This is a genomic window from Dokdonella fugitiva, from assembly GCF_014138265.1.
GTDB lineage: Bacteria > Pseudomonadota > Gammaproteobacteria > Xanthomonadales > Rhodanobacteraceae > Dokdonella_A > Dokdonella_A fugitiva_A.
Window position 1 is genome coordinate 130,598 of record NZ_JACGXL010000005.1, and the last position, 14,339, is coordinate 144,936.

The 14,339-nt window shown below is 70.1% G+C and carries 12 protein-coding genes; 8 read left to right on the top strand and 4 right to left on the bottom strand.

What is annotated here, in order from left to right:
* Window positions 1-41: 41 nt before the first annotated feature.
* On the top strand, window positions 42-2,678 hold the full coding sequence (locus FHW12_RS15160; protein WP_182531886.1) for a S8 family serine peptidase: 2,637 nt from the start codon (window positions 42-44) through the stop codon (window positions 2,676-2,678).
* A 186-nt stretch (window positions 2,679-2,864) separates the two neighbouring features.
* Window positions 2,865-3,758, top strand: a complete 894-nt coding sequence (folP, locus tag FHW12_RS15165; protein WP_182531887.1) for a dihydropteroate synthase — start codon at window positions 2,865-2,867, stop codon at window positions 3,756-3,758.
* A 544-nt stretch (window positions 3,759-4,302) separates the two neighbouring features.
* Here folP and FHW12_RS15170 read toward each other — a convergent pair.
* A complete protein-coding gene (locus tag FHW12_RS15170; RefSeq protein WP_182531888.1) occupies window positions 4,303-6,726 on the bottom strand; it encodes a winged helix-turn-helix domain-containing protein in 2,424 nt (807 codons plus the stop codon).
* 59 nt (window positions 6,727-6,785) lie between these two features.
* Window positions 6,786-7,988, bottom strand: coding sequence for a magnesium transporter (locus FHW12_RS15175; protein WP_182531889.1), 1,203 nt, complete (start codon window positions 7,986-7,988; stop codon window positions 6,786-6,788).
* 210 nt (window positions 7,989-8,198) lie between these two features.
* Between FHW12_RS15175 and FHW12_RS15180 the strand changes: the two genes are divergently transcribed.
* Window positions 8,199-8,675: a glycine zipper 2TM domain-containing protein gene (locus tag FHW12_RS15180; protein ID WP_259393095.1), complete on the top strand. Its 477-nt coding sequence runs from the start codon at window positions 8,199-8,201 to the stop codon at window positions 8,673-8,675.
* A gap of 115 nt (window positions 8,676-8,790) precedes the next feature.
* Here the strand turns inward: FHW12_RS15180 and FHW12_RS15185 are convergent, their stop codons facing one another.
* Complete coding sequence (locus FHW12_RS15185) at window positions 8,791-9,228, bottom strand: cell wall hydrolase (protein ID WP_182531891.1); 438 nt, start codon at window positions 9,226-9,228, stop codon at window positions 8,791-8,793.
* Window positions 9,229-9,651: 423 nt separating this feature from the next.
* Window positions 9,652-10,479, bottom strand: a complete 828-nt coding sequence (locus FHW12_RS15190; RefSeq protein WP_182531892.1) for a YgfZ/GcvT domain-containing protein — start codon at window positions 10,477-10,479, stop codon at window positions 9,652-9,654.
* A gap of 132 nt (window positions 10,480-10,611) precedes the next feature.
* Here FHW12_RS15190 and FHW12_RS15195 point away from each other — a divergent pair, with 132 nt between their 5' ends.
* The 5 genes from FHW12_RS15195 to FHW12_RS15215 all read left to right on the top strand — a co-directional run bounded on the left by FHW12_RS15195 (window position 10,612) and on the right by FHW12_RS15215 (window position 14,329).
* Window positions 10,612-10,791: a DUF1674 domain-containing protein gene (locus FHW12_RS15195; RefSeq protein WP_182531893.1), complete on the top strand. Its 180-nt coding sequence runs from the start codon at window positions 10,612-10,614 to the stop codon at window positions 10,789-10,791.
* A gap of 56 nt (window positions 10,792-10,847) precedes the next feature.
* Complete coding sequence (gene sdhC, locus FHW12_RS15200) at window positions 10,848-11,243, top strand: succinate dehydrogenase, cytochrome b556 subunit (protein WP_182531894.1); 396 nt, start codon at window positions 10,848-10,850, stop codon at window positions 11,241-11,243.
* Entirely contained in the window at window positions 11,240-11,626 is a 387-nt protein-coding gene (gene sdhD, locus FHW12_RS15205; RefSeq protein ID WP_182531895.1) for a succinate dehydrogenase, hydrophobic membrane anchor protein, read from the top strand. The genes sdhC and sdhD overlap by 4 nt, the downstream gene beginning before the upstream one ends.
* Before the next feature lies 1 nt (window position 11,627).
* On the top strand, window positions 11,628-13,421 hold the full coding sequence (gene sdhA / locus FHW12_RS15210) for a succinate dehydrogenase flavoprotein subunit (protein WP_182531896.1): 1,794 nt from the start codon (window positions 11,628-11,630) through the stop codon (window positions 13,419-13,421).
* Between the two features lie 125 nt (window positions 13,422-13,546).
* A complete protein-coding gene (locus FHW12_RS15215; protein WP_182531897.1) occupies window positions 13,547-14,329 on the top strand; it encodes a succinate dehydrogenase iron-sulfur subunit in 783 nt (260 codons plus the stop codon).
* Window positions 14,330-14,339: the final 10 nt, after the last annotated feature.

The following is a 14,339-nucleotide window of genomic DNA, read 5'->3' on the forward strand; positions in this document are numbered from 1 at the left end:
GGCCGCACAGCGGGTCCCCAGCCGCTCCGGGGAGTAGGCGCATGGCTCGCAGCAATCGTCCGACCCTGATCGCGGCCGTCGTCGCTGCGGCGTTCTCCATCGCCGCGGTCGCCGCGCCGGATCCGTCCGCACGTACCCACTGGGTGCGCGTGGAAGCGAGCGCGCAGCAGCTCGCGCGCGTGCGTGGCACGTCCGCGCGCAGCACCGACTACGGGCGCTTCCAGTGGCTCGCGGTCGACGATGCGCAACTGCAGCGCTTGCGCGTAGCGGGAGTCGACGTGGACGAGGTCGCCGAGCCGTTCGTGCTCGATCTCGGCGGCGTGCGTTTCGATCCCTTGCAGGCACCACCCTCGCTGCCTCCAGGGTGGCGACAGGCCGCGGATCCCGCAGGCGACGGCGGCGACCTGCACCTCGTGCAATTCACCGGCCCGGTGCGCCAGGGCGACCTCGAAGCGCTGCGCGCGAGTGGCGTCGAACCGGTGCAGTACATCCACCCGTTCTGCTACGTCGTGTGGGCACGCCCGTCGCAACTGCAAGCGGCTTCTTCACGCCCGGCGGTGCGCTGGATCGGCGATTTCGCGCCCGCGTATCGCGTGCTGCCGCAGTGGCGCGCGCTGCCGGCCGACGCGATCGACGTGCACGTGGGCATCTACCGTGGGGCGGGCGACGTCGCTGCGAAACTGCGCGCAGCCGGCGCGGAGATCGTCGGTGAACGCTCCGTCGATCGCGCATTCTCGGTCGTCGACGTGCGCGTGCCCGGCGACCGTTTCGGTGCGCTCGCGCGCATCGCCGGTGTCTACAGCGTGCAGCCGGTGCCGCACGACGGCGGCTTGCGCGGCGAAATGAGCGACCAGATCGTGGCAGGCAACTACGGCGGCAACAACCTCGCCGTGCCGGGCTATCTCGCCTGGCTGACGCAACTCGGCGTGAACGGCGACGGCGTCGTCATCGCCGACGTCGACGGTGGCATCTACGACACGCATCCCGATCTCGTGCACCGCATGCTGCCGTGCACGGGCACGACCTGCGGCGGATCCGCGACCGACGCGCACGGAACGCACACGGCCGGCATCATGGCGGCGGATGGCAGCTCCGGCACGCTCGCCAACGGTTTCCTGCGCGGACTCGGCGTCGCTCCCGGCGCGAAGCTCGTCGAGCAGCTGTACGACCCGACCTTCACGCAGGCCGGCGGCATGCTCCTGCTCATGACCGAATCGCAGCGCAACGGTGCGGTGATGTCGGGCAACAGCTGGGGACCGGCCGGCTCGCCGCTCGGCTATGACGGCGACACGCGCCAGGTCGACGTCGGCGTGCGCGACGCGGACCCGGTCGCCGCGGGCGACCAGCCGTTGCATTTCGTGCTGTCGATCATGAACGGCAACGGCGGTACGAGTTCGCAGGGCACGCCCGACGAAGCGAAGAACATCTTCACGATCGGCTCGACCAAGATGCAGAGTTCGGCGACCGTGCAGATCGCAGCGATCGACGACGTCTCCTCGAACAGCGCGCACGGTCCCGCGCTCGACGGCCGCAGCATCCCGGCGATGGTCGCGCCCGGGTGCAGCGTCGATTCGAGCGCGAGCTCGACGGGCTACCAGCTCATGTGTGGCACGAGCATGGCCTCGCCGCACGTGACCGGCGCGTCGGCGCTGTTCGTCGAGTACTACCGCAACCTGTTCGGCCATGATCCGAGCCCGGCGATGATCAAGGCCGCGTTCACCGCCGTCGCGAAGAACCTTACCGGCAACCACGATGCGGACGGCGTCGTGCTCACCCACCTGTTCGACAACAGGCAGGGCTGGGGACGCCTGCAGCTGCCGCCCGTGCTCGCGCCGACCGAAGCCGTCGAATACGTGGACCAGACGACCGTGTTCGACAATACCGGCGAGAGCTGGACGCATACCTACACGGCGGCCGACCCGGCCAAGCCGATCCGCATCATGCTCGCCTGGACCGACGCGCCCGGCCATGGCCTCGGCGGTTCTACGCCGGCATGGAACAACGACCTCGACCTGCGCGTGACCGCCAACGGCAGCGTCTATCGCGGCAACGTGCTCGACAACGCGGGCTGGTCGACCGTCGGCGGCAGCGCCGACGCGAAGAACAATACCGAAGCGGTGTTCCTGCAGTCGGCGCAGCATGCGGGCTCGGTCACCGTCGAAGTGCTCGCGACCGACATCAACTCGGACGCGCTGCCGCATTCCGGCGACGCGACCGACCAGGACTTCGCGCTCGTCTGCTACAACTGCGTCGGGGAGGTTCCCGTATCGGCGAATCTCGCCGTGACCGCGAATGCGAACGCGACCGCCGTCGTTGCCGGCCAGGCGATCCAGTACACGGTCGACGTGCACAACGACGGTCCCGATGCCGCGAACCACGTCGAAATCGCCGTCACTGCGCCCGATCTCGCGAGCGCAGGTGCGTCGGCTTCGCCCGGCTGGACCTGCCTCGGCCTCGGCGCGAACCAGCAGTGCGTGCTCGTCGATCCGCTTTCGACCGGCGCGACGGCGACGCTCGTGCTCGACGCGGTCGTCGCCGCGAATCCGGTCGACCCGGTCGTGACGACGTTCGCGGCAACGGCCGACGAGCCGGACTCGAACATGATCGACAACACCGTGGTCGTGTCGACGCCACTCGACGACGTCATCTACCTCGACGGCTTCGACCCGGCCGGATGAACGCGTGAGGCAGCGCTCCGGAGTACGCGTCGCGTGCCGGAGCGATGTCGCTCCGCCCGATCGCGCCGACATCCGGTAGCCGCTGTATCCGGCCGTGCGGGCCTCAGTGACGCGACGCGCCCGTGGTCGCGACCGTCGCGAGGATGCGCGCGCATACAATGCACCGTCGCCCACCCGGATGCCGCCATGTTCCACCCCCGCCTCGACTGCAACGGCCGTGAACTCGTGCTCGACCGCACGCTCGTGTGCGGCGTCGTCAACGTGACGGCCGATTCGTTCTCGGACGGTGGCGAGTTCCTCGATCCCGCGCGCGCGATCGCCCACGGGCTCGCGCTGGTCGAACAGGGCGCGGACCTGCTCGACGTCGGTGGCGAGTCGACGCGACCGGGTGCGGACGAGGTCGACGCGGCGACCGAGATCGCGCGCGTCGTGCCGGTGATCGAGGCGCTCGCGCGGCGGGCGAACGTGCCGATCTCGATCGACACGTCGAAGGCCGAGGTCATGCGCGCGGCGGTCGCCGCGGGCGCGGGGCTGATCAACGACGTGCGTGCGTTGCGTGGCGACGGTGCGCTCGATGCGGCCGCCGCGCTCGGCGTGCCCGTGTGCGTGATGCACATGCAGGGCGAGCCGCGCACGATGCAGGACGCACCGCACTACGACGACGTCGTCGGCGAAGTGCACCGCTTCCTCGCCGAGCGGCTGTTCGCGTGCCAGATGGCCGGCATCGACAAGAAGAAGATCCTCGTCGATCCCGGTTTCGGCTTCGGCAAGACGCTCGAACACAACCTCGCGCTGCTGCGTGCGCTCGATCGCTTTCCCGAGATCGCGCCGGTGATGGTCGGGTTGTCGCGCAAGCGCTCGATCGGCGTGCTGACCGGACGCGAGGATCCGCACGAGCGCGTCGCGGGTTCAGTCGCCGCGGCGCTGATCGCCGCGCAACGCGGCGCGGCGATCGTGCGCGTGCACGACGTCGCTCCGACGCGCGATGCACTCGCGGTGTGGCAGGCGGTCGCCGCCGGCGAAGGCGCCGCGCGCAAGCCGCCTGCGGCGAAGAAGGCGAGCCTCTGGGACGACGACTGACCGTCATCGCGCTTCAGCCGGCCGTTGCGATGCACGCCGTGTCTTCCGTCACGCGGATGCCGCTGACCGGTCGAGTCCGTTTCGTTGTCTCGCGTCATTCCACCGGACAGGCGCGCGTTCCGGTCCGCCGACGGGCAGACCGGAATGCGTCAGGGAGAAATTCCCGCCGCCGCCCGAGGGAGAGAGGGAGGCGACGGCGGGGCCGGTCGAGGCTGTTGGGGGGTGCCCCGACCGGGGGGACCTTGCATCGAGGACGATACACGCGGCCACATCGTCGCAGCCGCATCGGATTCAGGCGATCACGACGGACGGTCGATCCGGCAGGCCAGCGGCCGGGCGGTGTACAGGGTGCGACGGGCGTGCATGGTGATCGTCCCTCGATGGCGACGGGGTCATCTTCGCGTCGGCAGCCGGTCGCCGCACTCCATCTTCATTCGTTTTTCGTTCGCATCGCATGAAGCGACGCTGATTTGCGGCTGTATAGCCGGATGGACGGCCACTGGGCGGGGGCACGGCGGCCAAGGGCGGGGTGCATTCGGCCGGACTAGCCGCTCCGCGTCGCCGGTTCGGTGGCGTCGCCCGCGTTGGGTACCGCACGTTCGCCTGCGAGCGCGCGAACGCGCGCGAGCGCCGCGCGCCAGGCATCGGTCTGGTGCAGCGCCTCGTACAGGCGTGCCTGCAACAGGGCGCAGTCGTAGTCCTGCTCGGCCCAGCGCGCGACGCGTCCGACGACTTCGCTGGCGCGATCGAGCTCGCGGTCGGCGATCAGGCTCGCGCCGTACGAGGAGACGACGACGGCGAGGTCGCGCGGCACGGCCCAACGCTCGGCGTCGGCGAACGCCGCCGCGTAGCTGCGGTAGGCGTCGTCGCGCCGCTGCGCGGCGCGCGCGAGCTCGGCGTCGGCGAGCCGAGCGAACTGGCTGATCGAAGGCATGTCGTCGTGCTCCTTCGTCCAGCGCTGGAACTGCGCGCATTCGACCAGCGCGTCGCTCGCGCGACCGGTCGCGAGCAGCGCGCGCACGAGCGTGAGCCAGGCCTGCGCGCGCACGTGCGCTTCGTCGGTGGTCGGCAGCGCGGCGACCGCACGGCGCGCCGATTCGGCGGCCTGCGCCGCGTCGCCGGCGGCGAGCTGCAGGCGCGCGCTCTCCGCCGCGATGCTGCCCGGCAGTTCCGCCTGGTCGGCGAGCGAAGGGTCGCGGCGCAGTTCGTCGAGCAGCACGCGCGCGTCGGTGAGGCGGCCGACCGCGGCGAGCGCGCGCGCGCGCTGCAGGTCGAAGTTGCCGCGCGTGCGCGCGTTGACGAGCTGGGCGCGCTGCGGCAGCAGCGATTCGCTCGTCGCGACCGCGCCCGGCGCGTCGAGCAGGGCGAGCTGCGCCTTGATCTGCGCGGTCACCGTGAGCGCGAGGTCGTTGAGCGCGCCGAAATGGCGGAAGCGGTCGGCCGCACGCTGCAATACCGGCAGCGCTTCGGCGTGGCGGCCGCGATTGTTGTTGAGGATGCCTTCGTTGGCGTCGACGCGGGCGAGCGAGAGCGTGTCGTTGGCGAGCGTGAGCGCGATGCGCGCGCGCGCGAGCGCGTTCGCCGCCTCGTCGAAACGCCCGAGGTTGACCAGCGCAGCGGCGAGGCCGGTGTAGGCCTGGCCGACGACGACCGGCTCGTGGCGCGACTCGGTCAGGCGGATCGCTTCCTCGAAGATCGGCACCGCGTCCGCGCTGCGGTCCTCGCGCACCGCGAGCGCGCCGAGCATGTGCAGCGCCTGCGCGCGCAACACGGGGTCGGTCTCGGCGGACACCGTCGCCAGGACCTGCTCGAGCGTGCCGCGCGCGGCGTCGAGGCGGCCGCTGCGATAGTCGATCTGCGCGAGTCGCACGCGGATCGTCGGCGTCGCGCGCACCGCGGCCGGCGCCGCCTCGATGAGCCGGCGTGCGGTCGCGAAGTCGTCGCCGAGCAGCGAAGCCTCGGTGCGCTGCAGGAGTTCGGCGACCGACACCGGCACGTCGTCGTGGGTCGACACCGGCGACTTGCCGAGCAGCACGAGCAACTGGTCGCTCGCGTTGCGCGCGGTTTCGATCGGGTCGCTGCCGCGGGTTTCGATCGTGCGGCGCCGGCCGTCGTCCTCGCGCAGCTCGATCTGCACGAGCCAGTTGTCGGCGACATGCGCGACCTGCGGCACGATGACCTGGCGCGCGCCGGTGAGGCTGCGCACGACGGTTGCCGGATCGCCGCGAGCGCCGCTCGTGCTCGCGGTGCGCCACGCGGCGACGACGTTGTCGCTCGGTGCGACGACCTGCCCGGCTTGACGCAGGCGCGAGGCGATGAGGTCCATGAGGCCCAGTCGCAGCCAGGCCCATTCCTCGCTCGATTCGACCGTCGCCGGCAACACGACGAGGGCATCGGTCGGGGCGACCGGCGCGCTGGTCGTCGGCACCGTGTCGTGCTCGCGCGGAGGCAGCAGCCAGGGCAGGGCGAGTGCGGCGATCACGACCGCGGCCCCGGCGATCGCCGCGGGGACGAGCCAGCGCGGGCGCTGCGGCGCCGGTGTGGGCGGCGTCGCGGCGGCAACGGGCTCGGGCGCCTCCATCGCGAGTGCGACCGGCGCGGCGACCGCGGGCGTCGGCACGGCCTCGCGCGCGTCGGCGTCGCTGACGCGTTCGGTTTCGAGTTCGCGGATCCAGCGATAGCCGAAGCGCGGGATCGTGCGGATCGCGTTCTGTTCGTTGCCGTCGTCGCCGACCGCGCGCCGCGCCTTCAGCAGGGTCTGGCCGAGCAGGGTGTCGCTGACGTCGAGCTTGCCCCACACCGCGGCGATCAGCTCGTCGCGGCCGACGGCGCGGTCGCGATGCTCGATCAGGTAGACGAGGCAGTCGAACACCTTCGGCGACAACGCGAGCAGCTCGCTGCCGCGATGCAGTTCGCGCGCGAGCGGATCGACGCGATATTCGCCGAAGAGGTAGACCGGATGGGACATGATCGGAGGTTAGCGCGTGCGCGCGCCTGCGGCCATCGGCTCGGCGTGGCGCCGGCGCGTCACGACACGAGCCACGCGGCGAGGCCGAGGAACAGCCCCATGCTCACGACGTCGGTCGCGGTGGTCAGGAAGATGCTCGACGCGGTCGCGGGATCAGCGCCGAAGCGCTTGAGCGCGAGCGGCACCGCGGCGCCGGCGACGCCCGACAGCGCACAGCTGCCCGCCATCGCGACGAAGGTGATCGCGGCCAGCGTCAGGGCCTGCGGATGCTGCTGGTGGTGCGCGAGCCAGAGCATGCCGAGCGCGGCGACGAGGCCGGTCAGCGCGCCGTTGAGGAAGCCGAGCCAGGTTTCCTTCCAGAGCAGCGCGCTCGTGCGGTTCGCGCCGAGCTCGCCGAGCGTCATGCCGCGCAGCGTGACCGCGAGCGACTGGCAACCGGTGTTGCTGCACTGGCCCGACAGCACCGGGATGAACACCGCGAGCAGCACGATGCGGTTGACCGTGCCCTGGAACAGGCCGACCACGCTCGCCGCGACGAATGCGGTGACGAGGTTGATCTGCAGCCACGGATGGCGGAAGCGCAACGCGCGCTGCCACGGCGTCGCGAGGCGCTCCTCCTTTTCGACACCGACCATCGCGCCGGCTTGCGCGCTGATCTCGAACGCCTGCTCCTCGAAGATGACCGCGCCGCGCACGATGCCGATGAGGCGGCCGTCGGCGTCGCAGACCGGATAGACCGGATAGTGGCGACGCACGACTTCGCGCATCGCGTCGAGGACGTCGGTCTGCGGCTGCAGCGAGAACGGCCGCGCGACCATGATCTCGGCGAGGCGTTGCGTCGCGCGCGCGAACGCGAGTTCGCGGAACGCGACGATGCCGGTCAGCGTTCGCTTCGCGTCGACGACGAAGACGTAGGTCACGAGCGTGTGCGAGACGATCGGGCGCAAGGTCTCGATCACCTGCGCGACGGTCGCGTCCTCGTCGAACACGGCCGGCGCCGGCTCCATCAGGCGTCCGATCGACCCTTCGGGCCAATGCTGCCCGCTCAGCCATTGGCCGTCTTCACCCTGGCCCGCGGCGAACGCGATCTGGCGGCGACGCTCCACGCCGAAGCGGTCGAGGATCGCGACCGCTCGACCCGGGCCGAGTGAATGCAGCAGGCGCGCGACCGACGCGTCGGGCAAGGGTGCGAGGCGCGCGACCGCGTCGTCGGCGTCGAGATCGCGCAATTCGTCCACGGTCACGGTCGGCGTCGTCGTCATGGTTCCCCCAGCGGTGGACGGATGCTAGCCCAAGGCCGACGCGGCTCCCATAGCGGGTTTCGGGACAATGCCGCGGCGTCGGCCGGGCGAACCGCCGACCGCTGCCGAATGGCGTCAAGGCGTCCGGTCCGGTCGCCTGATCGGCCGTTCACGACTTCTTTAACGTAGGTGCGTGAACATGCGTCGCAGTCCTCCAACGGAACCATGACGATGAGCAGCAGATTCGTGTCGATGGCGCTGACCGCGGTGACGGGCCTCGCCCTCGTGGGTTGCGTGGCGACGCCGCCGCGCACCCGCTACTACGACGATTCGTACTATCAGCGGCGCGCGGCCTACGACTGCTCGCGCTGCGGCGTGATCAAGGAAGTCGGCCGCGTCTACGTGCGCGAGAACAGCACCGGCGGTGGCGGTGCGGTGCTCGGCGCGATCATCGGCGGCGTGCTCGGCAGCACGATCGGCAAGGGCGATGGCCGCACCGCGGCCACGGTCGCCGGTGCGGTAGCCGGCGGCTTCGCCGGCAATGCGATCGAGCGCAACTCGAACGACCGCGGCGATCGCGAGGCCTGGCAGTTCCAGGTCCGCCTCGACGACGGCCGCTGGGCGACGGTCACGCAGTGGGACAACAACGACCTGCGCCCGGGCGATCGCGTGATGATCCGCGACAACCACCTGCTGCGCCTGCGCTAGGCCGCGCGCTCGCCGCGCGAGCCGTCCGCGAAAACGAAAACGGCGAAGGCCCAATGCCTTCGCCGTTTCTTTTGGCCGAAGCGGCGGCTGGCCGAAGCCACCGTCGCGCGACGCGTCAGTTGATGCGATAGAAGTTGTGCGCGCCGATCGTCGCCAGCGGAGGACCCTTGATCCAGCCCGGCGACACCGAGTCGGCGAGCACGAAATGGTCGGCCTCGGGGACGACGAACTTGCGCCGGTCGCGCGGCAGCGACCAGATCGCGAGCGAGCGGCCGGCGATCTGCCAGGCCGTGTTCCACGCTTCCGGGTCGTCCATGATGCGGCTGTCACGCGTCGTCGTCGTCGCGAACTGGCCCGGCGCCCGCACGACGTCGCAGACGGTCTTGCCCCAGCGGCCGCTTTCGCGGCGCCGCATCGCGACCTCGGCGACCGCCATCTGGCCGACCTTCGACTCGCTGCGCGCTTCGAGGTAGACCGTCGTCGCCAGGCAGACCTGGTCGGCGGCCGGCTGCGGCATGATCGACGCGAGCCAGAGCAGGAAAGAAAGTTTCATGTCGCACACCTCTCACAGTCGGGAGGCTCGCTCCGCCCGCCAGGGCGCGAACGCCATGGCGGGCATGCCAGGCGAACCACCGCCGGGCCGGGTCGAACCATCGATTTGGATGACGCTGCGGCGTGGGCGCGGTCCTGCCGTGCCTTACTACGCCCGCCGGCGGCGTCTGCCACCCCGGCAGTCGCTCCGACGTCTTTCTCGAACCGGCGCCTTGCACCGGGGGCATCCGCCGGCCTGTTCAGGTCCGCGGCAAATACCCAAAAAGCTCATTCAAAACAAGCTTGTGGATACACGAAACGCCTCGTCTGAACGAGGCGCGGAGCGAAGCCTACGCGAGTCGGACACGCATGTCGCTGAACGGCCGGACGCTTGTTCAGCGTGGCGTAAGCCGGGGTCTGGCAGGGCGGTTTGTAAAAAAATCGTTCAGACGCAGGGGCTTAGCACGTGCCCTTCGGTGGTCGTGGCGCCAGACTCGCGGGCGTCGTCGGTGACGACCGCGAGCGCATGGCCGCGCGTGTCGCCGTCGTCGGCGACGGCATACAGGATGCGCCCGATCGCGGTGTCGCCGACAAGCACGGCCGATCCTGGCGCGGGTGCCGCCGCCGCGGATTCGAAGCGATAGACCTGAAGGCGGCGCTTGTTGCCGCCGCGGAAGTGCAGGCGCGCGGCGATCTCCTGGCCCGGATAGCAGCCCTTGTCGAAGCGGATCGCGTCGATGCGCTCGAGTTCGAGCGCCTGCGGCACGAATTCACCGGCGAGTTCGCCGGCGAGCAGGGGCAGGCGAGCGGTGAGGTCGTCGCGGCGCCATTGGGCGAGCGCCGCCGGGTCGGCGTCACCCATCGCGGACCCGATCCAGGCCGTGCGCGGCCGGACACCGGGCAGCGCGAGCCGGTAGCCGCCGTCGCTGGCGACCACCTGGCGGCCGGCATCGGGCGGCGCGGTGTCGAGGCGATGTACTGCCCAGCCGTCGATGGCCTCGAGGCGCACCGCGCTGCGGAACACGTAGCGCCGCAGCGCGTCGCGCACGGCGACGGCGTCGCCGAGCGGCTGCCAGGCGAGCAGGCGTTCGGCATCGACGCGCAACAGGACGAACAGCGCGCGCGCGCGGCCTTGCGCGTCGAGCCAGGCGCTCCATTGCCAATGCCCCTCGGCGAGCGCGCCGACGTCGCTGGTGAACTGCGCCTGCGCGAACGCGACCGCGTCCTTGCCTTCGAGGGAGAGCAGTTCCGCGCGGCAAAGGGCAGTCGGCATCGCGATCGTCGTCGGTGGCGAGTCGTCCACTGTAGCAGGCGCGCGTAGGACGGCGCCGCTTCGCGCCGCGGATGCGCCATGCGAGGTTGTCTCGATGAACGAGTGGGTTTAACCTTCGCGCCGCATCGCACCATGCCCGATACCCGACGCTCCCCGACCCAATCCCCGACGCCACCCGTGGCCCGCGCTCCCGTGGAAGCGCCCGCGGTGCCGGCGCGCGAGGCGCAGGTGGAGATCGGCGGGCGCGAATCGGGCCTGGATCCGACGCGCTACGGGGATTGGGAAAAGAACGGCCGCTGCATCGACTTCTGATGCCCACGCGCGGGATGCGCGAGCGGACGACACGACAACGCCAGCACGAGCCAGCCATGCCAGCCAACGCGCGACCGCTATCGCCTCATCTGTCGATCTACCGCTGGCAGATCCAGATGGTCACCTCGATCCTGCACCGCGCGACCGGCATCGCGCTCGCCGCGGGCACGATCCTGCTCGTGGTCGCGCTGCTCGCGCTCGCGAGCGGGCCGCAGGCGTACGCCCAGGTCGCCGCGTTCTGCGGATCGTGGTTCGGCACGCTGCTGCTGGTCGGCTGGACCTGGTCGCTCGCCTACCACCTGCTCAACGGCATCCGCCACCTGTGGCAGGACCTCGGCTACGGCTACCTGCCCGCGCAGTTCGTGCGCAACGGCTGGATCGTGTCGATCGGCAGCGTACTGCTCGCCGGGCTCGTCTGGGCCTGCGTGCTGGCGCAGCGGGGTGGCGCATGAACGGTCGCCTGCGCACGCCGCTGAAGAATGCGCTCGGACTCGGTTCCGCGCACCAGGGTTCGCATCATTTCGTCGTGCAGCGGCTCACCGCGGCCGCGCTCGTGCTGCTCGGCCTGTGGTTCGTCTGGACCGTGCTGAAGCTGCTCCACCTCGACTACGAAGGCGCGCACGCGCTCGTCGCGCAGCCGTGCAACGCGGTGCTGCTGCTCGCGTTCGTGGTGGCCGCGTTCTGGCACGCGCAGCTCGGCCTGCAGGTCGTCATCGAGGACTACGTGCATACGCGCGGCTCGCAGCTGGTGCTGCAGGTCGCGGTGAAGTTCATCTGTTTCATCGGCGCCGCCGCTAGCGTGCTCGCCATCCTCAAAATCGCGCTGGGACGCTGACATGGCCGGTACCGCTTACAAGGTCCAGGAACACAAGTACGACATCATCGTGGTTGGCGCCGGCGGCGCTGGCCTGCGCGCCACCTTCGGCCTCGCCGCGACCGGCTTGCAGACGGCGTGCCTCACCAAGGTGTTCCCGACGCGCTCGCACACGGTCGCCGCGCAGGGCGGGATCTCCGCCGCGCTCGGCAACATGGGCCCGGACGACTGGCGCTTCCATTTCTACGACACGATCAAGGGTTCGGACTGGCTCGGCGACCAGGACGCGATCGAGTACATGTGCCGCGAGGCGATCCCCGCGATCATCGAGCTCGAGCATTACGGCGTGCCCTTCTCGCGCACCGACGAAGGGAAGATCTACCAGCGCCCGTTCGGCGGCATGACGACCGACTACGGCAAGGGCGTCGCCCAGCGCACCTGCGCCGCGGCCGACCGCACCGGCCACGCGATCCTGCACACGCTCTACCAGCAGTCGCTCAAGCACGACGCTCGCTTCTTCATCGAGTACTTCGCGCTCGACCTCATCTTCGACGACGAGGGCGTCTGCCGCGGCGTGCTCGCGCTCGACATGGCCGAAGGCACATTGCACCTGTTCCGCGCGCACGGCGTCGTGCTCGCCACCGGCGGCTACGGCCGCGCCTATTTCTCGGCGACGTCGGCGCACACCTGCACCGGCGACGGCGGCGGCCTCGTCATGCGCGCGGGCCTGCCCATGCAGGACATGGAGTTCGTGCAGTTCCACCCGACCGGCATCTACGGTTCGGGCTGCCTCATCACCGAGGGTTCGCGCGGCGAAGGCGGCTACCTCACCAATTCGAAGGGCGAGCGCTTCATGGAGCGGTACGCGCCGAACGCGAAGGACCTCGCCTCGCGCGACGTCGTCTCGCGCTCGATGACGATCGAGATCCGCGAAGGCCGCGGCGTCGGCGAGCAGAAGGACCACATCAACCTCAACCTGATGCATCTCGGCGCCGACGTGCTGCACGAGAAGCTGCCGGGCATTTCCGAGTCCGCGCGCATCTTCGCCGGCGTCGACGTCACGAAGGAGCCGATCCCGGTCATCCCGACCGTGCACTACAACATGGGCGGCGTCCCGACCAACTACCACGGTGAAGTCGTGCGCAAGGTCGGCGGCGACCCGGACGCGGTCGTGCCGGGCCTGTTCGCGATCGGCGAAGCGGCCTGCGTGTCGGTGCACGGCGCGAACCGCCTCGGCTCGAACTCGCTGCTCGACCTCGTCGTGTTCGGTCGCGCGGTCGCGCAGCGCTGCGCGGCGACGATCAAGCCCGGCCAGCCGCACAAGGATCTGCCGGCCTCGGCCTGCGACAAGGCACTCGGCAACCTCGACCGCCTGCGCAACGCGAACGGCTCGACGCCGACCGCCGAAGTGCGCCTGACCATGCAGAAGACGATGCAGGCCGACGCCGCGGTGTTCCGCACGGCGCAGACGCTCAGGGAAGGCTGCGCGAAGATGGACAAGGTGTTCGCCTCGTTCGACGACGTGCGCGTCTCCGATCGCTCGCTGGTGTGGAATTCCGACCTCATCGAGACGCTCGAGCTGCAGAACCTGCTCTACAACGCGGTGGCCACGATCAATTCGGCCGAACAGCGACCGGAGAGTCGCGGCGCGCACGCGCGCGAGGATTTCCCGGACCGCGACGACGAGCACTGGATGAAGCACACGCTCGTCAGCGTCGACGACAAGGGCAAGTGCGCGTTCGACTTCCGTCCCGTGCACATGAACACGATGACGAACGACGTCGAGCCGGTGCCGCCGAAGAAGCGCGTCTACTGAGGACGGTGGGATCGGGAATGACTCGCGTACGCGCGTCATTCCCGCGAAAGCGGGAATCCATTTTCCGCTATTGATGCAGGATCAACCTGGATTCCCGCTTTCGCGGGAATGACGGCGAGGCGAACGTGGCCGAATTCACCCTTCCCAAGAATTCCAAGATCAAGGCCGGCAAGCACCATCCGGCGAACGCGGGCGCGAAGGACATCCGTACCTTCCGCGTCTACCGCTGGAGCCCGGACGACGGCGAGAACCCGCGCATCGACACCTACGACGTCGACATGGCGACCTGCGGGCCGATGGTTCTCGACGCGCTGATCAAGATCAAGAACGAGATCGATCCGACGCTGACGTTCCGCCGCTCGTGCCGCGAAGGCATCTGCGGCTCGTGCGCGATGAACATCGACGGCACCAACACGCTCGCCTGCACCAAGGCGATCGCCGACTGTGGTTCCGGCGACGTGAAGATCCACCCGCTGCCGCACATGTCGGTGGTCAAGGACCTCGTGCCCGACCTCACGCATTTCTACGCGCAACTCGCCTCGGTCAAGCCGTGGCTGCGCACCGAGACGCCGGCGCCCGACCGCGAGCGCCTGCAGTCGAAGGAGGACCGCGCCAAGCTCGACGGCCTCTACGAGTGCATCCTGTGCGCGTGCTGCACGACCTCGTGCCCGAGCTACTGGTGGAACAGCGACCGCTACCTCGGCCCGGCCGTGCTGCTGCAGGCGTACCGCTGGATCGTCGACTCGCGCGACGAGGACACCGGCACGCGCCTCGACGAGCTCGAGGACCCGTTCAAGCTGTATCGCTGCCACACGATCATGAACTGCGCGCGCACCTGCCCGAAGGGCCTCAACCCGGCCAAGGCGATCGGCGAGATCAAGAAGCTCATCGTCGAGCGCGCGGGCTGAGGCGGCGCGC